The organism is Sphingomonas arabinosi, from assembly GCF_036663715.1.
Classification (GTDB): domain Bacteria; phylum Pseudomonadota; class Alphaproteobacteria; order Sphingomonadales; family Sphingomonadaceae; genus Sphingomonas.
In genome coordinates this window covers 184,456-205,516 of sequence record NZ_JAXOJN010000006.1, presented here as the reverse complement: position 1 = coordinate 205,516, position 21,061 = coordinate 184,456, and the positions used below count along the sequence as shown (strand labels likewise).

The window sequence follows — 21,061 nt, the reverse complement described above, 5'->3', positions numbered from 1 at the left end:
GGTACCTATCTCTGACGCATGACACGTTATTCCCTGCTCGATCTGGTCCCCGTCATCGAAGGCGGCACCGTCTCTAAATCGCTCGCCAACGCGGCCGACCTCGCGCGGCATGCCGAGAACGTCGGGTTCCAGCGATATTGGGTCGCCGAACACCACGGCATGACCGGGATCGCCTCGGCTGCGACCGCGGTGGTGATCGCGCACATCGCCGCAGCCACGAAGACGATCCGCGTCGGCTCGGGCGGCATCATGCTCCCCAACCACGCGCCGCTGGTGATCGCCGAGCAGTTCGGCACGCTCGACGCACTGTTCCCGGGTCGTATCGACTTGGGTCTTGGCCGCGCGCCCGGCTCCGACCAGCGTGTCGCTCGCGCGATGCGCCGCACGCTGGAAACCGACGCCAACGCCTTCCCGCAGGACGTGATGGAGCTGCAAAGCTACTTCGCCAACGACGGCCAGACCGGTATCGTCGCCACGCCGGGCGCTGGCGCAGATGTCGAGATGTGGATCCTGGGCTCCAGCACGTTCGGCGCGCAATTGGCGGCGGCGCTAGGCATGCCTTACGCGTTCGCCTCGCACTTCGCCCCCGACGCGCTTGATGCGGCGCTCGCAATCTACCGCCGCGATTTCCGCCCGTCCGCGCGGCTCGCCAAGCCGCATGCGATGGCTGGCTTCAACGTGTTCGCGGCGGATACGGACGCTGAAGCAGAACTGCTCGCCAGTTCGCAGCAGCAGTCGTTCGTGGCGCTTCGCACCGGCAACCCCGGCAAGATGAAGCCGCCACTCACCGGCTACCGCGAATCGCTCGGCGCGCAGGGTAACCAGATCCTCGACCACGTGCTGCAATGCTCGGCAGTCGGCAGCCCGGCCAAGGTTGCGCGCGGGATCGCGGCATTCATCGAGCGGACCGGCGTCGACGAGGTCATGGTCACGAGCGCGATCTACGACCACGAAGCGCGCAAGCGGAGCCTCTCGATCACGGCCGACGTGATGCAGGACCTGAAGATCGCGGCGTAAGGCTGCGACAATCTCTCGGAGGGCGCAACGGGCATTTACGCCACGTCCCGCCCATCCGTTCAGCCATTGCCGCCTTCGACATACTCGAAATAGCTGAAATCCGCCGGTTCGCCTGCTCCCGACAGATCCTGGCACGCCATCCCGACAAAGGCGCCGGTGAAGTTCGGCAGCCCCGGCAGAGTCGCCTCATCAGACAGGATGCTCGCGTCGAACCGTTCGGCTAGCCAAATCCAGTCCGTCGATCCGGCACTCCGGTATCCAAAGCGGAGGCTTTCGTGATCCACCTCGACGCGCAGTCCGATCGGTCCCGCGTCGATCGCTATAGGCTGCGTCATCACGCTACTGCCGAGCGGGGTCGGGATCGCCGACAGCACCTGAAGCACACGCTGGCCATCGTCGTCGGCGGTGACGTGCAGATAATGGAACTTGGTCGAATTATAATAGCAGACCAGCCCCGCCGCCTGCTGAAAATGGCGTGGCGCGAATGTCACCTGCGTCTCGGCAGCATAGGCGAACGCCTGCTGCCGGCGTGCGACCAGCGACTGCGTGAAATGGCTCCCGATCGTCTCGCGGCCATACAGCCTCAGATAGCCAGGCCGCGCGGTCAAGCTGAACAACCGGTCGGCATCCGGGGTACGAAGCCACTGGAATGCCTCGGGCAACGTCGCGGTATCGAATGCGCTTCGGTCGCGTTGCGGCTCGGAAGCGACCGACGGCGTGGCATCCTCCACGACCAGCGCGGGACTCGCTTCGCCGTCGAGCGTCCGCAGCCAGCCATCCTCGCCCCAGCGCATCGGCTGGATCGCGGTCTCGCGGCCCAGCACACACCGGTCGCTGACGGGCAGCGGCCGCCCGCACAGATACACCATCCGGGTTTCACCCGTTGGCGTTTCGACCAGATCGCCGTGCCCGGTCCGTTGCAACGCCGCGCCCTGCTTGCCCGCCGCAGTCAGTACCGGGCCATCCGGATGCACCTCGTACGGGCCGAACAGTGACCGTGACCGCGCCATCACGACGGCATGGTTGCGCTCGGTGCCGCCTTCCGCGACCAGCAGGTGATACCAGCCGTCACGCTTGTAGAGGTGCGGCCCCTCGGTGAAGCCGAGCGACGTACCCTCGAAGATCAACCGTCGTTCGCCAAGCAGGCCACCATTGGCGAGATCCATTTCCTGCGCGACGATCCCGGCGAAACGACGCCCGCCCGGCCGATGGTCCCACAGCATGTTGAGCAGCCAGCTCCGCCCGTCATCGTCGTGGAACAGCGCCGGATCGAAACCGCTGCTGTTGAGGTGGACGGGATCGGACCAGGGCCCGTCGATATGCTCCGCCGTGACCCAGTAATTGTGGAAATCGCGTAGCGACGCCCCCCGCGCGCCATCGATCGTAGTCTGGCCATAGCGCTTCACGTCGCTGTAGATCAGATGGAACCGGCCGTTCGCATGGCTCAGGTCCGGCGCCCATACTCCGCAGGAATCTGGGTTCCCACGCATATCCAGCTGGCTAGCGCGGTTGAGTGGCCGCGTCACCAGCCGCCAGTTCGCCAGGTCGCGTGAATGATGAATCTGGACGCCCGGATACCATTCGAAGGTGGAGGTCGCGACGTAGTAATCGTCGCCGACGCGGACGATGGACGGGTCCGGATTGAAGCCGGGAAGGATCGGGTTTCGAATAGTCATGCAGGCTTTCGTATCAGGATCCAGAGGAGTGCGGCGCCGACCAGGTCGAGCAGTCCGAGCAGGATGAAGAACGGCTGGTAGCCAACCTCCGCGACCATCGATCCGAGCGCCAGCGTAAAGATCAGGACGCCGAGATTGGCGGCGGTACCCGACATCCCCGTCGCGGTCGCGACCTGGTCCTGTGGGAACAGGTCCGACGACAGCGTGATGACGGTCACCGACAGCGTCTGGTGCGCGAAGCCGCCGAGGCATAGCAGCGCGATCGCTGCGATCGGGCTGGTGACGGTGCCGACGAACATCATGCCCGTCATCAGCACCGCGCCGACCGTGAACGCACCGCGCCGTGCATCGATCAGGTCGACCCCGCGCCGTTGCAGCCACGCGACCACGATCGGCCCGAACAGGCATCCCAGGTCCGCCGCCAGGAACGGCAGCCACGCGAACATCGCAATCTGGCCGAGATCGAAATGGCGTACCTGCACCAAATATAGCGGCATCCAGAACGACAGCATGCCCCACACCGGATCGGCGAGGAACCGCGCCGCCGCGATCGCCCACAGGTTACGCCGCCGCAGCAGATCGCCGAGCGGCGGACGCTTGCGGCGCGTGGCGAGCGATGCCTCCTGCCCTTCGACGATCAGCGTGTGTTCGGCCGGCGACAGACGGCGGTGCTTTGCGGGCGGCGCATACCAGAACAGCCAGCCGATGACCCACACGAGCCCGAGCGCACCCGCAATAAAGAACGCCGCACGCCAGCTATGGTTGAGCACCGCCCAGGCGACCAGCGGGGGCGCGAACACCGCTCCGAACGACGCGCCGATCTGATATATGCCGCCCGCGACGCCGCGCTCGCGCGCCGGAAACCATTCGGCCACCAGCTTCATGCCCGCCGGTTGCGCCGATCCCTCGACCAGCCCAAGCGCCCCGCGCAGGCCGGCGAATCCCATCCAACCGGCCGCCAGCCCATGCGCCATCGTGATCAGCGACCACAGCGCGACGAACACCGTGAAGCCGATCTTCAGCCCGACCACGTCGAGCACATAGCCGGCGAGCGGCTGGAACATGATGCCGATCTGGAACGCGCCGGTGATCCAGGAATATTCCGCGGCGCTGATATGCTGTTCGGCCATGATCGCGGGTGCCGCGACGCCCAGCACGCTGCGCGCGAGATAGTTGATGACCATCGCCACCACGAACAGGCCAATGATGGTCCAGCGGATATTCGTAAAGCGCCGCACCCTCACCCCCTCGGTAACGTTATCATTGCGTGGTAGCCGCCGACGATCGCTTTAGGCAAGCACTGCTGCTGCAAAAAAAATGTCGGACGTTCGGCGAAGTTTATCCCGCGCAACGGTAGGCGATGCCATTCTGCGCCGTAGCGCTCGGGCTCCACGTACCGCTTCGATCCATCGTCGATATGCTCGTGAACGCCGACATCGGTAGGCAGTCGGTGTGAGGGGCTCGAACGACAATCTTGGTGCGGACGTCAGGATACACACGGACTAATGCTCAGTTCTCAATCGATATTCAGGGCGGTCGAACACACTGGTCGAGATCTGGCCAACTTGCATCGTAGGACCAAAGGTCTAGGTCGCTTTGACGTGTATGGTTCGGACTATGAGGCTCGACGTGACAGTCGTCGGGCAGGGTTGAAGGGAACGGTGTGAAGGAACGCGCTCGGCGCTCGCGCAGCCCGACGATCATCGATGTCGCCGCACAGGCCGGCGTATCGCCGATGACGGTGTCGCGCGTTATCAACGGCCGTGCCAGCGTCGACCCGACGACGCGCGCCAGCGTTCAGGAGGCGATCAAGGCGCTTGGCTACACGCCGAATCTCGCCGCGCGCAGCTTGGTAACGTCGACCGAACTGAAGATCGGCGTGATCTACGCCAACCCCAGCGCCGCATTCATGAGCGATTTCCTCACCGGCGTGTTCGAGGAGGCTTCGATCCGGGGCGCGCGCCTGATTCTGCTGAAAGGCAAGGATGGTCGTCCGCCGAGCCCCGCCGCGTTGGAGACTCTGGTCGCGACAGGCATCTCGGGCATGATCTGCGCACCACCGTTGAGCGAGTCCGCGGCGGTCCTCGACGTGCTGCGCAAGGCGCGCGTGCCGGTGGCGGCGGTCGGCGCGCATGATGTCGACGACGTGATCTGCGTCCGTATCGACGATCATCTCGCGGCGTACGAGATGACACGCGAGCTGATCGCGATGGGTCACCGCCGGCTCGGGTTCGTCGTCGGCAACCCCGATCAGGTCGCCAGCCTCAAGCGGCTCGATGGCTTCTACGCCGCGGTTCGCGAACATCCAGGCATTTGCGCGACGATCGCGCAGGGCGATTTCAGCTTCGCTTCCGGGCTCGCCGCCGGGGATCAATTGCTCCAGGCCGATCCGCCCCCCACCGCCATCTTCGCGAGCAACGACGACATGGCGGCCGCCGTCGTGTCGGTCGCGCATCGGCGACAGCTCGACGTACCGCGCGAACTGACGGTCGTCGGGTTTGACGACACCACCGCGGCGGTGATGCTGTGGCCGCCGCTGACGACGGTGCACCAACCGGTCCGCCGACTCGCCGCCGAAGCGCTTGGTCTTCTGGTCGCAGAGATCGCCGCGCCGCCAAGGACTCCCGCCAAGCGTGCCGACCGTGTGCTGGACCACGAAATCGTCAAGCGGCAGTCCACGTCGTCGCCGCAGGACGACGGCAAGCTTTAGCACCGCTCTTCCGTTCTTCGGATGAGGGCAGCGTCTATTCAACTTCGCTGATAGTATGAGTATTGACTGCTTCGCGATCCCAAGGCCGTGTTGCCCGATAACGCTATCAAACTTGGGATTGACCTGCAGAATTGCATTGCGGGGACAGGATGCAATGGTTCCATAGCTACGATCCTGTCGGGTCACGCCCGTGCTTCCGTTTCAACGGAACGGATATCACGTGTAGGTTCGGCGGTGCGATCGGTCGCTACGGTTCCCGGACCGATTGCCGGCATGATGCTGAGTTCGCCGGCGGTCGCGCAGACCGACGCCGGTACGGCGACCCGACAGGAGCCAGAGGACCGAGGGTCGGACATCTACTCCGCGACCTTCGAGGAACGACCAGACTGCCCGGCCGATATTCGTGCGTTCAGCTCGAGGCAAGCTTGGGATCTGCGTCTTCGGCAATGGCGTTGTCGCGCGGACGGCATGAGTTCGCGCAACCACCTGCCGGAGATCGCGTCGCACGACTATCTCGCAATAGCCTCGGGCACGACTCCAAAGCTCAAGCCCGACGCCGCGGCCACATCCTCGCCGCGCAAGACCCGCGCGTGACGACCGCGATCATCATGACCAGTGACTTCTTTCCGAAGGCGCCAATCCGATCCGCGGCGCAATGTCCGACAGGGCGCTACTGACGGCTCACGATCGAGCGCAAACGTTTCGACTAACCGGCCGCACGCGAAGTATGCCGATCACTCCCGCTCGGCAAATCAACCTCCGCGCAGCAAGCGCATCACCAGCGTCCGGATCCGCCCGTAATTTTCTTTCGACGCACCCAGCACGCCGTGCCGTTCTGGAGGAAGGAACGCCAGCGGGTGACCGTCCGGGCGGAACACATAATGATCGAACCACGCCCGCCACGCCGCGCGCTCGGCCGGCGGACGTTCGGCGATCGTCAGCAGCGACAACAGCATCGCGGTGTAGGGTTGGTCCGGCCCCGCGCTGAACCCGTCCCACCAGAAATTGACCAGAACGTTGACGTCGCCGACCGCCTCGACCTGATGCCACCAGAGTTTCGGCACGTAGAGCGCGTCGCCGGGTTCCAGTTCGACCACGAGCGCACGGTCGCGAGCGTTTTCGAAACGGGGAAACCGCGGATCGCCCGGGTCACTTCCGACCGCCAGCCCGATAGGCTGGCCGGCGAGCGTGTGGTCGATTGGTCCGACATATAGGTCACGGATCGCATCGGGCGGGAACAGCGTGAAGCGCCGCCGCCCCGCCGCGACGCACGCGACATTGTCCATCGTGTCATAGTGGCAGGCGACCGTCGACGCATGGCCGACCCAGAACCGGGGACGCACCGTCGGCGGTATGAACGGCAGGCGAGTCGCCTCTTCGATGCCGGGGAAATACGTCTCCGCGGTCATCGACCCCATGTACATACTCGTCCGATTGGCATCCGTCGCGCTGGCGAGAATCCGCGTAAAAGCCTCACCGAACGGCACCGCGCTGCGGTCGAAATTGAACCCGGCCAGCGACGCGTCGTAATTATACCGCGCGCCAATCTCTGGCTTGCCGACGAACACTTCAGCGAGCTTGCCGATGTCGAAGCGGCGAAGCTGCTCCACCACGCCGGCCAGCGCTCCATCCGACGTCTTTGCGCCCGACAACATAGGCCAATCCCGCGCCGCACCGCGCAGCACCGCCGGTTCGCACCGCGTCATGACCTCTGTTCGGAAGGTCTCGGGATCGCGCAACGCGTCGGCGGGTGGTTCGTAGAGCATCAGCCCACGTCTGCCAGCCGGTTGTTGCGGATGCGCCCCAGCGTCCGCAGATGGCGAATCGATCCGGCCTGTGCATAGGCTAGTTGTAGATCGCCCCTGCGAAACAGCTCGAGCACCGCAGCATCCGGCAGCGCGTGCAGCGCGTCCAGGCTGATTGTGTAGAGTCCTTCGAGCCTCAGATGCTCGCCATCGTCGAAGTTCATCGTCACGTCGATCGGCTCGAGCAGGCGGTGCGCCAGGAAGCGTTCGATCAGCGCATCCGTTTCCGGGATGCCCGACTGGAGGACGTGCAGCGCCTGCTGGATGCGCTTGAGCGGTAGCGCTGCCTCACCGTTCATGTCGAACAAAAGCTGACCGTCCAGCCCGTCAAAGACGCCGTGTTCGCGGTCGATGACCAATTGCCCGTCGGCGATGTAAAAGCCCTGCCGTTCGAGGTCCGCAGGCCGATAATCGGGCAACGCGCCGTTCACTGCCATCATGTTGCGCCCTGGTTCCAGGCCCATCACGACGCCCGCATAGAATGCCCCGGTCTCTGGATGCTTCGTAAAAAGAACCGCATAGTACGGAGCGGCTTGGAGAAATTCATCGGCGACGATCTGCGCAAACTGCCGCTCGCCGTCATGCGCACGCGATACACGCAACGACGCATGCTGTGCGTGGCTCAGCGTCTCCCAGATCGGCATCTTTCTCCCTCCATGCAGTGTTCTAACGGAGAGATCGCACATGCCGCACGGCTTGCAAAGCCCGCGACCACTCATACAAATACTTGCAATGATCGGCGGCATGCTTATTGTGAGCGCTACCGTAGATGATCGAGCTGGTGTGAAAACGCCCGCGATTCGAACGTCGTAGCAACATTGTCGTGTACGCCTCTCAATCGAAGGGGCGGCGCGGCGCGCATGAGGGGATGTTTGACCGTGACCACCAATACGCGTGCTTTTGGCTTTCGAGGACTGACCCACACGTCGAACACACTCGCCTGCGCGACCAGCGTTCTGGCGATGATGTGGTCGATCCCGGCGATGGCGCAGGATCAGGGCAATCTTCAGAACAGCACGACCGCTCAGCCGGCCGCGCCGCAACCAGCGGTGCCTTCTACCGCGAATACGACGACGGCTTCGGAGGCCGGACAGCCGCAGGACCTGGCAACTGCGCCCGACGCGTCGCAGGGTAACACCGTGCAGGGCGACACACCGCAGAGCGACGACATCATCGTCACCGGCCTGCGCGGTTCGCTTCAGCGCAACCTTGACCTGAAGCGCACGTCGTCCGGCGTCGTCGACGTCATTTCGGCCGAGGATATTGGCAAGTTCCCGGATTCGAACGTCGCCGCGGCCCTGCAGCGGCTTCCCGGCGTGTCGATTCAGCGCTCGGGTTCGCGCGGCGAGCCTACGGGCATCACCGTCCGCGGCTTCGGCGGCGATTTCAACACCACCTTGTATGACGGTCGTCGTATCTCGACCGCTACCGGTGGCCGTCAGATCGACTTCAGCACCGTCGGCGTCGACTTCATCGGCCAGCTCAGCGTCCTGAAGACACCGGACGTGTCGCTGTCGTCGAGCTCGATCGGTGCGACGGTCGACATCCAGTTCCCGAAGCCGTTCGATCATCCCGGCTTCCGCCTAGCCGCCACCGGCTCGGGTTCGATCCAGGAGCGCGCCGGCAGGATCGTGCCGACCGCGGGCCTGCTGATCAGCGATACCACCGACGACGAGACGTTCGGCGTACTGGCCGATGTCATCTACACGCGGCGTGATACCGATACCAACCGGGTCTACGTTTCCGGCTGGCCCGGCGGCAACTTCGCGCCGTGCCAGCTCACCGGGAACGCCGGCGCCGGCGCGTGCTCGCCGACCAGCGATACGGCATCGGCAGGCTACGCGAATCCGAACAATCGCCAGAATCTGCCCGGCTGGTTCCCGCAGCAATATGGCGCAGAGCAACAGCGTGTGAAGGACGAACGCGTCGACGCCCGCGTCGCGTTCCAATATCATCCGACCGACGACCTGATGGTCACCCTGGACAATAATTTTTCTCGTCAGGAAATCGTCCAGAACAATTATGCGTTCGGCGTCTGGTTCAACCAGGGCGACCTGCGCAACGTGACGCTCGACGGGAACGGAACCGCGGTCGACTTCACGCAGGCCGGCACGCCGACCGACTTCACGTCGGCTCGCAACACCGAGATCCTCCAGACCAACCAGACCGGCCTCAACGTCAAATACGACGCGACCGAAAATCTGACGCTGGAGGCCGATGGGTCCTATGCGAAAAGCTGGCGGAATCCCGGCAACGTCATCGGCAGCCAGAACGGCGACATCGGCTATGGCACGGCGCTGGGCAACACGCTGCAGTTCACCGTAGACGGCAACAGCAGCAGCGCGTTCCCGACGATCAGCAACTTTGGTCCGGCCGGCAACACCGCCGCCTGGGCGGACACGTCGCTGATCGGCACGCACGTCGCGGTCAACCAGACGCAGCGCAACACCGACGAACTGATGCAGTTCCGCGGCAATGCCACTTGGAAGCAGGACGACCTGACGATCAAGGCCGGCGGCCAATTTTATCAGGATACGTTCAACTTCCGGAACACCAGCACCTTCACGAATAATTTCTGGCAGGCCTATGCCGGTTACGGTGCACCCTCTGCCGGCACCTCGGGCGTCGCGCCCCTGCCCGCAAATCTGTACCAGGGGTCGGTCAGCCTCAACAACTTCATCCCGGGGTTCGACGGCAGTCTGCCGCCATCGGTGTTCGTGTTCAGCCCGATTGCGTACCAGAACTATCTGACCAGCCTGGGCAACCCGCAGGCGCAGAACGTGCCGGGGTTCAACTATGGCAACGTGACCGGCTTCACCGGGACATTCGACGAAGCGGTCGATCCGGGCAGCATCTTGCGGGTCCGAGAGCGGACGTGGTCGCTGTATTTCAGCGTCAACTTCAAGACCGAGATCGGCAGCCTGCCGTTCACTTTCAACGCAGGCGTGCGTAACGAGAACACCAACCTGGTCTCGACCGGACAGGGTCGCCTGCCCACGTCGCTGGTGACCAGCACTGCCGACCGGACATTGCTGAGCATCCCGACCTATACTGACGTGCAGGGCGTCACGAGCAACAGTTCCTACTCGTACCTGCTGCCAAGCATGGACGCGAAGCTGGAGCTAGCGGACAATCTGATCCTCAGGTTCGATGCCTCGCGAACGTTGACCCGTCCGTCGCTCGCGCTGCTGAATCCGGTGCTCAACGTCGGGAACGGCCAGCGTATCGGTGCCCTTTCGGCAAGCGGCGGCAATCCCAACCTGAAGCCCTATCTCGCCGACAATTTCGATATCGGTGCTGAATGGTATTATCAGCGCAACTCGTATCTCTCGGTCGGCTTCTTCCTGAAGAACGTCAGCAACTTCGTGGTCGGCGGCGTTACCCGACAGGCGATCAACGGCCTGGTCGATCCGACAACGGGCACACTGGCCAGTTTCGCAGTCACACAGCAAGTGAACGGACCAGACGCCACCGTCCGCGGCGTCGAACTTGCCTGGCAGCAGGTGTTCGGCAGCTCGGGCTTCGGGTTCCAGGCGAACGCGACCTTCGTCAACACCAACCGGCCGTATGACGAAACGAACATCTCACAGACCGGCTTCGCAGTCACGGGCTTGGCGAATTCGGCGAACTTCGTCGGCTTCTACGACAAGGGGGGGTTCCAGTTCCGCACCGCGCTCAACTGGCGCGACAAGTATCTGCTCCAGTTCGGTCAGCTCCAGAACACCGGTTCGTTCGGCGCGGAACCGACCTTCGTCAACCAGAGCTTCCAGATCGATCTGACGACGAGCTACGACATCAACAAGCACTTCAGCGTTTTCGGCGAGGCGCTGAACATCAACAACAACCAGCAGAGCACGCACGGGCGCTTTGACAACCAACTGCTCGACGTGTTCGATTACGGCCGTCGCTACACGGCGGGTATCCGCTACCGTTTCTAACCCCTCCCCCTGGCGGAACACGTCCTGTTCGTGTTCCGCCTCTTTTCGATTACGCTGCACCATGCACGAAATTCAGAACATTGTTATCGTCGGCGGCGGCACCGCGGGGTGGCTGACCGCGGGCGTCATCGCGGCCAAGCATCAGGCACGCCGCCAGCACGGCTTCACCGTGACCCTGGTCGAATCGCCCAACGTGCCGACGATCGGCGTGGGCGAAGGGACTTGGCCGACGCTGCGTTCGACGCTCAAGAAGATGGGCGTATCGGAGACCGAACTCTTCCGGCAATGCGACGCGTCGTTCAAACAGGGCGCGCGGTTCAATCGCTGGACCACGGGCACGCCGGACGACGGCTATTATCATCCGCTGATGCTCCCCCAGCACTTCGGCCAGGTAAACCTCGCGCCGCACTGGTTGGCGGAAGACGGCAGCGCGACGTTCTGCGACACGGTCACGCCACAGGGCAGGATCTGCGATGAAGGGCTCGGTCCCAAGACGATCGCGACGCCAGAATATGACGGCCATGCGAACTACGCCTATCACCTCGACGCGGGCAAATTCTCGCATTTCCTCCAGCGGCATTGCTGCGACACGCTCGGCGTCCGCCATGTGAAGGCCGACGTCACCGAGGTCCGGCTCAACGAGAGCGGCGACATCGCCAGCCTCGACACCGAGCAGGGCGTTTCAATCGCGGGCGACTTGTTCGTCGACTGCACCGGCTTTGCCGCGCTGCTGATCGGCGGCGCGATGAAGGTGCCGTTCCGCAGTTGCACCGATGTCCTGTTCTGCGACACCGCGCTGGCGATGCAGGTGCCGTACGACCTGCCCGACGATCCGATCGCGAGCCATACGATCTCCACGGCGCAATCGGCCGGCTGGATCTGGGACATCGGCCTGCCGACGCGGCGCGGGGTCGGCCATGTATTTTCGAGCAGCCACATCAGCGTGGATGCCGCCGAGCAGGAACTGCGCGACTATATCGGCCCCGCCGCGCGCGACCTGACCGCGCGACGGCTTGCGATCCGCGCCGGCCACCGCGAGCAGTTCTGGGCGCGCAACTGCGTCGCGGTCGGGCTGGCCGCAGGGTTCCTCGAACCGCTCGAAGCCTCCGCGATCGTCCTGATCGAGCTGTCGGCGAAGATGATCGCGGAACAGACGCCGGCCTGCCGCGAGGTGATGGACGTCGTCGCGCGCCGCTTCAACGACACCACCAGCTACCGCTGGGGCCGCATCATCGACTTCCTGAAGCTGCATTATGCGCTGACCCAGCGCACCGACACCGAGTTCTGGCGCGACAATGTGCGGCCGGAAACGATCCCCGACCGCCTGATGGGGCTGATGGAGCTGTGGCGCTTCCAGTCGCCATGGGTACATGACGAGTTCGACCGCGCCGAAGAAGTCTTCCCGTCCGCCAGCTATCAATATGTGCTGTACGGCATGGGTGCGCGGACCGCGGTCATGCCGGGCACGATCGACGACGACCTCGCGCTGGCGCGGCGTGCACGACACGACAACCAGATGCAGACGCAGCGACTGGTAAGCAGCCTGCCCGGTCACCGCGATCTCATCGACAAGATCAAGCGGCACGGCCTTCAGTCGATCTAGCCGTCAGGGGAACATTATGCGGACCGTCACAGCGTGCCTGGCCATCGGCGCGATCCTAACCATCGGCGCGACCGCAGCGTCGGCGGCCCCGCGCCTCGACGGTATCCTGAGCGATCACGCGGTAATCCAGCGCGGCCAGCCCGTCGTCCTGACCGGACAGGCGGCGGCTGGCGAGACGGTGATGATCACGCTCGCCGGCCGCAGCGTCACGGCCAAGGCCGCGCGCGACGGCAAGTTTTCGGTGAACCTGCCTCCCCTTCCCGCCGGTGGTCCCTACGACCTGACGATCGCCGCGCCGAGCGGTGCGGCGGTCCTCCGCGATATCCTGGTCGGCGACGTGTTCCTGTGTTCGGGCCAGAGTAACATGGAACTCCGCGTCGAGCAGGGCCAGGGCCTGTTTCCCGATGCGCATCCGGAGGTCGACGACAAGCTCCGCCTGTTGACCGTCGAGAAGGTGTCCGCCGCTGCACCGGTCGCGCGATTTGCCCAACAGCCGGCATGGACGGTGTCCGGCCCCACCACCGCGCCAAGCTTCTCCGCCGCGTGCTTCTACATGGTTCAGGCGCTGCGCCGCACGTCGGGCGTACCGATCGGCGCGGTGCATTCGAGCTGGGGCGGATCGCGGATCAGTGCGTGGATGAGCGATACTGCGCTGCGTCAGGCGGGACTAGGCGACCCCGCCGATCTCCTCGCGCTCTACGCCCGCGATCCCGCGGCCGCCAACCGGCAGGCGTCGACGATCTGGGAAAACTGGTGGCGCGCAGGGTCGGGCGATACGACGGGCCGCGAGCCGTGGCAGGCGGATGCAGCGCTCGACTGGCGTCCAGTCCCGGCGATGACCAATTTCGAGACGTGGGGCGTCCCCGAGCTGGCCAGCTACAACGGCATGCTCTGGTACCAGCATGAGGTCCAACTGACCGCCGAGCAGGCGCGCGGTCCTGCGACGCTGGTGCTCGGCATGGTCGACGACGCGGACCGCACCTGGGTCAACGGCATAGGCGTCGGCGGCAGCAGCCTCGCGTCGCAATCGCGCGTCTACGCGCTGCCCGCCGGTAGCTTGAGAGCCGGGCGCAACGTCCTCACCGTGAACGACGACGACGTCTACGCCTATGGCGGCATGACCGGCCCCGCGGATACGATGCGGCTGTCGTTCGCCGATGGGACCAGCGTCCCGCTCGGCACCGGCTGGCGTTATGCAATCGCGAAGCGGCTTGCGGACGCCGCACCACGCGTACCGTGGGACGACATCAACGGCGCCGGCACGCTCTACAACGCGATGATCGCGCCGCTTGGCGCCACGAAATTCGCCGGCATGGCCTGGTATCAGGGCGAGTCCGACACCGGCATCCCCGGTTATGATCGCCGGATGACGGCATTGATCGCCGATTGGCGGCGCCGTTTCGGCACGCCCGAGACCGGCTTCGCGATCGTCCAGCTCGCCAATTACGGCAGCCCGGCTATCGCCCCGAGCGAAAGCGGCTGGGGCGATGTCCGCGATGCGCAGCGACGCGTAGCGGCGGCGGACCCGCATGCCGGCATCGCCGTCGCGCTCGATCTTGGCGATCCGCTCGACATCCATCCCGGCGAGAAACACGAGGTCGGGCAGAGACTCGCGCGCGTGATGCGCGCGGCGGTGTACGGCGAGAAGATCGCCCCCTCCGGCCCGGCGGTCGCCGATGCGCGGCGTAACCCGGATGGCAGCGTCGCGGTCCGGTTCAGCGGCGTCACGGGCGCATTGCACGCCCGCAGCTCTGCGCAGGCGATCGGCTTCGAGCTTTGCGGCCCCGCGGTCGGCACCTGCCGCTATGCCGCCGGCCGGGTTTCTGGATCGACCGTAACCCTGCCAAGCGATGGCCAACCCGTAACACGCGTCCGCTACGCCTGGGCCGATGCGCCTGCGACCAATCTCGCGGATGACGCACCGCTGCCGGTCGGCACGTTCGAAGTGCCGGTCTCGCCGGCTCGATAAGCCCTGAACGGGCGCAAAGAATAAAATTGGCCGCTCGCGCGTGCCGCAAATGGGGGGATAGTGACGATGCGCAGGACCATGAAGACGAGAGCCCTCGCGACGGTAGGGCTCGCGCTCGCATTTTCGCCGGCGCTCGCTCGCGAGCCTGCGGCCCCCCCAAGCCAGCAGACCGCAAGCGACCCCGCCGAGCAGATGGCCCGCGCCATCGTCGCGCGGATGACCCTCGACGAGAAGCTGCCACAGTTGCTCAACGTCGCGCCCGCCATTCCGCGGCTCGGCGTGCCCGCGTACAACTGGTGGACCGAGTCGCTGCACGGCGCGCTGGGGCCACTCGCGACCACCAACTTCCCCGAGCCGATCGGCCTTGCCGCGACCTTCGACGGTCCGATCGTCCACGACGTCGCGGGCGCGATCAGCAAGGAGGTGCGCGGGCTGCACACGCTCGGCCGCGAGACCGGCAGGAACGGGCATATCGGCACCGGGCTCGACACCTGGTCGCCCAACATCAACATCTTCCGGGATCCGCGCTGGGGTCGCGGGCAGGAGACGTATGGCGAGGATCCGTTCCTGACCGCGGCGATGGGCGTCGCCTTCGTCCGCGGAATGCAGGGTCCCAACCCCGATCGCCCGCAGGTGATCGCCACGCCCAAGCATTTCGCGGTGCACAGCGGGCCCGAGGGTACGCGGCATTCCGCCAACGTCTTCGTTTCCGCGCACGACCTGGAGGACACCTACCTCCCCGCCTTCCGCGCCGCCTTGGTCGACGGGCGCGCGGCATCGGTGATGTGCGCCTACAACCGCATTGATGGTCAGCCCGCCTGCGCCAGCGATCTGTTGCTCAAGGAGCATTTGCGCGAGGCGTGGGGCTTCAAGGGCTATGTCGTGTCCGACTGCGACGCGGTGAAGGACATCGCGGACAACCATAAATACGCCCCCGACAGCGCCGCCGCGGTCGCAGCCGCGATGCGCGCGGGCGTGGACAACGAGTGCAACGGCGAGACGCTGGGCGATACTGCCGGCCTGGAGACCCGGTACCGCGAGGCACTCAGCCGCGACCTGATCACCGAGGCGGACGTCGACCGGAGCCTCGTCCGCCTGTTCGCCGCACGCTACCGGACCGGCGATCTGTCCGGACTTGCCGGCGCACCCAAGGCATTGCCGACCAGCGTCGTCGGTGCTCCTGAGCATCGACGACTAGCGCTGGCTGCAGCCGAGCGATCGATGGTGCTGCTCAAGAACGATGGCATCCTGCCGCTCAAGCCCGGCGTAAAGCTCGCCGTGATCGGCCCGCTCGGCGATGCGACGCGCGTGCTGCGCGGCAATTACTCGTCGCCGCTGTCGGGCCAGCCGGTGTCGGTGCTGGAGGGGCTGAAGACCGCGCTCGGTGCGAGCCAGGTCACGCTCGTGCCGTTCGGGGAGTCCGTTACGGACGGCGACCGCGTACCGACCGCCGCATTGCTCACGCCCGACGGCAAGCCCGGCCTGCTTGCGCGCTACTATAATCCGACGACGCCGATGCCCGCACAATACGCGCCGGGTACGCGCGAAAAACTGGTCGCCGCCGCCAAGTATCAGACCCAGCCGGTGGTCACGCGGATCGAGCCCGATGTCGGCGACCGCAACCTCGATCTCGCGCGGGTGACCGACGTCCACCGCACTGAATGGACCGGCTTCATCGTCCCACCGGAAAGCGGCACCTACCGCGTCGGGCTGTCGGGTTCGGGCGGTATGCTCACCCTCGACGGCAGGCTGATCTCCGACCGACGCAAGGCGCGCTGGAACGACCTCCCCGGTATGACGACGCTGAAGCTCGAAGGCGGCAGGCGTTATGCGATCCGCGCCGAGGGCAGCGGGATCGACCTGGTGTGGAAGCGGGTGTCGGATGCGCCGTCCGTCGAGCTTCGCCGCGCGGCGGCCGCCGCCGACGTGCTGGTCGCGGTCGTCGGCCTCACCTCGGACCTGGAAGCGGAGGAGACCGGCGTGACGGTGCCGGGCTTCTCGGGCGGCGACAAGACCACGCTGGACCTGCCCGCGGACCAGATCGCGATGCTGGAACAGGCGAAAGCCACCGGCAAGCCGATCGTGCTCGTGGCGATGAACGGCAGCCCGATCAACCTCGCCTGGGCGAAGGACAACGCCGCCGCCGTGCTGGAGGCCTGGTATCCGGGCGAGACCGGCGGCACCGCCACAGCCAATATCCTTACCGGCCGCACCAACCCGTCGGGACGCCTGCCGCTCACCTTCTACCGCAGCGTCGCGGACCTGCCGCCGTTCGGCGACTATGCGATGAAGGGCCGCACTTATCGCTACTTTGCGGGCACGCCGGTCTATCCGTTCGGCCACGGGCTCAGCTACACGCGGTTCGGCTATACTACGCCGACCGTGACTCCCGCACGCGGCGGCGCCGAGGCCGGCATCCGCGTCACCACGCGACTGACCAATCAGGGCGAACGGCCGGGCGAAGAGGTGGCGCAGCTTTACCTGAACTTCCCCGATCGGCCGGGCACGCCGCGGATCGCACTGCGCGGCTTCCAGCGTGTCGCGCTGCGTCCCGGCGAGACGCGTACCGTCACCTTCGACCTGTCGCCGCGCGATCTCAGTTCGGTGGCCTTAGATGGCACGCGCTCGATCGCGGCGGGCAGCTACCGCGTCACCGTGGGCTCGGGCCAGCCGGGAACCGGCGCGCCGGTCCAATCCGCGCGCTTCACCGCACGCCAGTCGAAGGAATTACCGAAGTGAAGCGTATGCCATCGATGATGATGATCGGCGTGGCGCTGGCCGCGTTGTGCGGTCCGCTCGCAGCCGCAACAGCAGCCGCCGCGGACCCATTGACGCCGACCGGCAAGTGGAGCGCCAACACCGACGGCTCCGCACCGGTGCCGCCGATGGGCTGGAACTCGTGGAACGCCTTCAACAGCGACGTCGACGAGGAGAAGGTGTTCGCCTCCGCACAGGCGCTGGTCGATACCAAGCTGCGCGACATCGGCTATCGCTACGTCAACATCGACGATGGCTGGTGGCTGAAGCGTCGCCAGCCCGACGGGCGGCTGCTGATCCGCACCAGCCACTTCCCGTCCGCCGCTACCGGCGCGGACACCAGCTTCCGCCCGCTCACCGACCGGCTGCACGCGATGGGACTGAAGGCCGGGATCTATTCCGACATCGGCCGCAACAGCTGCGGCCAGATCTACACCCCCGATTTCAAGAACCAGCCCGAGGGCACCGTCGCGGAGCGCGAGGTCGGGCTGTACGGTCATGTCGATCAGGACATCCGTCTGTTCTTTGCCGAATGGAACTTCGATTTCATCAAGGTCGATGGCTGCGGCGCGCGCGGCCTTCCGGCTGACGCACCGCGGGTGAAGTCGGGTCTCTATCGCGCGTTGACGCCGCTGGTCGACATGCAGTCGCTCGGCGGATCGGACGTCGCGGGCATTCGCGGCCTCTACGAACAGGTCCACACCGCGCTGCACACGCACGCCGGCGACCGCCCCTACGTCTATTCGCTGTGCCTGTGGGGCGCGGGCGACGTACGCGCCTGGGGCAAGGATGTCGGCAATACCTCGCGCACCAGCGACGATATCCAGCCGGTCTGGCCGCGGATGCTCACCAACCTCGACACCGTCACGCACCGCGCGCTCTATGCGCATCCGGGATCGTGGAACGACCCCGACATGCTGTTCGTCGGCACCGGCGATTTCGACGCAGCACATCTGACCGAGGCGCGATCGCACTTCTCGCTATGGGCGATGGTCAATTCGCCGCTGATCATCGGCTACGACCTGCGGAAACTGACGCCGGACCTGCTCGCGATCTTCGGCAACGCGGACATCGTCGCACTGAACCAGGATCCGGCCGGCAACCAGGCGGTGCTCGCCTATGATTCCGGCGAGGTACAGACCTTCGTCAAGACACTCGCCGACGGCAGCAAGGGCGTTGCATTGTTCAACCGCACGGCGTCGCCCGCCAAGGCCGTGCTGACCGCCGAACAGCTCAAGATGCTGCCGACCGCCGACGTGCGGTTGAAGGACCTCTGGACCAAGAAGGGCCAGAGCTTTCGGAAGGAGGTAGCGGTGACGCTAGCGCCGCACGAAACGCTGATCTTCCGCGCGACCGGCACGCGGCGCCTGCCGGGCGGGCTGTACCTTTCGGAGCAGACCGGCCGCGTCAATCCGGCGGCCGACGGCGTGGTAGTGCCGCAGCCCGATCCGACGATCTACCAGTCCATCACGCCGTGGACCGGCACGCGAGGCCCCGGCGAACACCCGCAATATGGTGGTTGGGGCGGCGCCGAAGCCGACCGCGCGCCGTATGGTAAATTGCTCAGGGTGGCCGGCACCGACTTCGACACCGGGATCGGCGTCCTGGCGAACTCCCGCCTCGAAGTCCGCAACCAGGGTTACGCTCGGTTCGCGGCCAAGGTCGGCGTCAACGATTCCGGCCAGCCACGCTCGGGCACGACCGTGTTCGAGGTCTGGGGCGACGGTCGCCTGCTCGCCAAGTCGCGGCCGATGGGGTTCGGCGAGGCCGCTGCGCCGCTGGAGGCGAAGGTCGCAGGGGTGCGGATCGTGGAACTGGTAGCGCGGGGGAGCGGCTCGGCTGCAAACGCCGGGACGCCGCAACCTGCGATCTGGGCGGAAGCCGCGCTCTATAAATAGGGACAGGGTAGGCCGCCCCCTTCCCCCGTTCGCCCTGAGCGTAGTCGAAGGGCCCCTATCCACATGTGTAACACCCGTTCGGAGCGGTGCTTCGACTTCGCTCAGCACGAACGGAAGGGTGTCGAAACGACGCTAACGTACCCGCTCCGGCTTGGCCGGCGGCAAAGCCGACAGCGTGAACCGATCGACATCCAGCCACCCCCGGCTAGCTGTCGGCGCATAGCAAAACAGCGCGAGTTGCTCGCCTTGAAACGTCCCCGTCCGCCAAGCGAACGCCAGCGGGAATTCGCTTCCGAGCCCGGTCCAGTGCCGCCCGTCCACACTATACGCCACCCGCGCAAGATCGGTCGTGAAGTCCATATCGGTCCGTAACCACAGCGCATCAGCCTTCGCGAGCGGCGCAGTGGCGTGAACTTCCGTCCGCGCACCATCGACCGTATCCTCGGTCACCTCCATCGCCAGCGTCGCCGTGCCACCCGCGGCGCCCTGTACCGTGATATTCCCGCTGAACTGGCCGAACGTCCCGAACCCGCAACGATCCCCCGCCGCCAGATGGCGAATGTCGAGCTTCACCTCGCCCCGGCTCGCCGGCCCCTGCCCCTTCTGCACCAGCGTATTGCGTGCACTCCAGAAGCCGGTCGCGACCGTCGGCTTTAACCGCAACCACCCCGCTCGCTCGGTCAGCGACCAGCGCGAAGGCTCCGGATTGTGGTTCCACTGCCACTGCAACCCGAGCGTCCGCTTCCCGAAATCATCCGACGTCGCCGGTTCCGCAAAGACGCCGCCGGGGATCGGCTTGGCCGCACGCCGCGGCACGCGACCGGGTGCCTCGCGCGTGCCCCATACCGGCCAGTCGTCCTGCCAGAACACCGGGCTGAAGTTCGTCATCCGCCCGATCGCGCCGCTATCCTCCATCACGAAACCGAACCATCGGCCATCGGGCAAGTCGACCAGCGCGCCCTGATGCCCGCCGGTCTTGTCGTCGATCTGGTCGCGCGTTTCCCACGGCCCGAACAGGCTGCGCGACCGCGAGACGCTGAGCGCCAACCGCGGCGGCAGCGCGTTGAACATGTAGTAATACGTGCCGCGCCGGATGATCTTCGATCCCTCCGCGCCCTTGATGTAATGCACCTTCTGCGACGCGGTGACGTGCGCCAGCGCCTTGTCGAGCGTCAGCAACGTAATCGTCCCGTCCGCGGTACTCGCGGTCGCCAGATACGCGCGCCCGTCCTGCTCGATGAACAGCCCCGGATCGAACGCCTCGCGCTCCAGTTCGTGATAGCGCCACGGCCCGCGCACGTCCTTTGCGTACCAGATCCGCGTCTTCTGCCCGACCGGCGTATTGGCGAGATAATAGGTGCCCGCGTGGTAGCGTAAGGACGAGGCGTAGAGCCCGTGCCGGTACGCGTTGCCGCCCTTCAGGTCGTATTCGGGCTTGCCCTCCAGCCGATCGACGAGGTGCGACGCGAGCGTCCAGTTCACCAGATCGCGGCTGTGCAGGATCGTAATCCCGGGCGTATTCGCGAACGTCGTCGTCGCGAAATAATAGTCGCTGCCGACGCGGATGATGTCGGGGTCAGGATAATCCGCGAACAGAACCGGATTGCGAAAAGTCCCGTCGCCCTGATCCGATCGCCACACCTGCGCCGATGCGACCGTCGCCATCAGCCCCAACGCGATTGCCAACC

The 21,061-nt window shown here is 65.6% G+C and carries 13 protein-coding genes; 8 read left to right on the top strand and 5 right to left on the bottom strand.

What is annotated here, in order from left to right:
- Positions 1 to 18: 18 nt before the first annotated feature.
- Positions 19 to 1,017 carry an LLM class flavin-dependent oxidoreductase gene (locus U1708_RS12210; RefSeq protein ID WP_332746057.1) on the top strand — a complete coding sequence of 333 codons (999 nt, stop codon included), beginning with the start codon at positions 19 to 21 and terminating at the stop codon, positions 1,015 to 1,017.
- 59 nt (positions 1,018 to 1,076) lie between these two features.
- On the opposite strand, the gene U1708_RS12205 is transcribed toward U1708_RS12210, so the two are convergent.
- Together U1708_RS12205 and U1708_RS12200 are read right to left on the bottom strand one after the other, a co-directional pair.
- Positions 1,077 to 2,693 carry a glycoside hydrolase family 43 protein gene (locus U1708_RS12205; RefSeq protein ID WP_332746055.1) on the bottom strand — a complete coding sequence of 539 codons (1,617 nt, stop codon included), beginning with the start codon at positions 2,691 to 2,693 and terminating at the stop codon, positions 1,077 to 1,079.
- The gene (locus U1708_RS12200) at positions 2,690 to 3,931 is read right to left on the bottom strand and encodes an MFS transporter (RefSeq protein WP_332746053.1); all 1,242 of its coding nucleotides are present in this window, start codon (positions 3,929 to 3,931) and stop codon (positions 2,690 to 2,692) included. The genes U1708_RS12205 and U1708_RS12200 overlap by 4 nt, the downstream gene beginning before the upstream one ends.
- A 425-nt stretch (positions 3,932 to 4,356) precedes the next feature.
- Here U1708_RS12200 and U1708_RS12195 point away from each other — a divergent pair, with 425 nt between their 5' ends.
- Entirely contained in the window at positions 4,357 to 5,403 is a 1,047-nt protein-coding gene (locus U1708_RS12195; RefSeq protein ID WP_332746051.1) for a LacI family DNA-binding transcriptional regulator, read from the top strand.
- A 276-nt stretch (positions 5,404 to 5,679) separates the two neighbouring features.
- Positions 5,680 to 5,997, top strand: coding sequence for a hypothetical protein (locus U1708_RS12190; protein ID WP_332746049.1), 318 nt, complete (start codon positions 5,680 to 5,682; stop codon positions 5,995 to 5,997).
- Between the two features lie 158 nt (positions 5,998 to 6,155).
- Here U1708_RS12190 and U1708_RS12185 read toward each other — a convergent pair whose 3' ends face one another.
- Complete coding sequence (locus U1708_RS12185) at positions 6,156 to 7,169, bottom strand: cupin-like domain-containing protein (protein WP_332746047.1); 1,014 nt, start codon at positions 7,167 to 7,169, stop codon at positions 6,156 to 6,158.
- Entirely contained in the window at positions 7,169 to 7,894 is a 726-nt protein-coding gene (locus U1708_RS12180) for a SapC family protein (protein ID WP_332746045.1), read from the bottom strand. The genes U1708_RS12185 and U1708_RS12180 overlap by 1 nt, the downstream gene beginning before the upstream one ends.
- A 276-nt stretch (positions 7,895 to 8,170) precedes the next feature.
- On the opposite strand from U1708_RS12180, the gene U1708_RS12175 reads away from it, so the two are divergent.
- From U1708_RS12175 to U1708_RS12155, 5 genes are all read left to right on the top strand, one after another.
- Positions 8,171 to 11,146, top strand: coding sequence for a TonB-dependent receptor (locus tag U1708_RS12175; RefSeq protein WP_332746227.1), 2,976 nt, complete (start codon positions 8,171 to 8,173; stop codon positions 11,144 to 11,146).
- A gap of 61 nt (positions 11,147 to 11,207) precedes the next feature.
- Complete coding sequence (locus tag U1708_RS12170; protein ID WP_332746043.1) at positions 11,208 to 12,749, top strand: tryptophan halogenase family protein; 1,542 nt, start codon at positions 11,208 to 11,210, stop codon at positions 12,747 to 12,749.
- Between the two features lie 16 nt (positions 12,750 to 12,765).
- Positions 12,766 to 14,718 (top strand): sialate O-acetylesterase, encoded by a 1,953-nt coding sequence (locus U1708_RS12165; RefSeq protein WP_332746041.1) that lies wholly within the window; start codon positions 12,766 to 12,768, stop codon positions 14,716 to 14,718.
- A 78-nt stretch (positions 14,719 to 14,796) separates the two neighbouring features.
- The gene (locus U1708_RS12160) at positions 14,797 to 17,457 is read left to right on the top strand and encodes a glycoside hydrolase family 3 C-terminal domain-containing protein (RefSeq protein ID WP_332746039.1); all 2,661 of its coding nucleotides are present in this window, start codon (positions 14,797 to 14,799) and stop codon (positions 17,455 to 17,457) included.
- A 5-nt stretch (positions 17,458 to 17,462) separates the two neighbouring features.
- Positions 17,463 to 19,373, top strand: a complete 1,911-nt coding sequence (locus tag U1708_RS12155; RefSeq protein WP_332746226.1) for an NPCBM/NEW2 domain-containing protein — start codon at positions 17,463 to 17,465, stop codon at positions 19,371 to 19,373.
- Between the two features lie 132 nt (positions 19,374 to 19,505).
- On the opposite strand, the gene U1708_RS12150 is transcribed toward U1708_RS12155, so the two are convergent.
- Positions 19,506 to 21,059 (bottom strand): glycoside hydrolase family 43 protein, encoded by a 1,554-nt coding sequence (locus tag U1708_RS12150; protein WP_332746037.1) that lies wholly within the window; start codon positions 21,057 to 21,059, stop codon positions 19,506 to 19,508.
- Positions 21,060 to 21,061 lie beyond the last annotated feature (2 nt).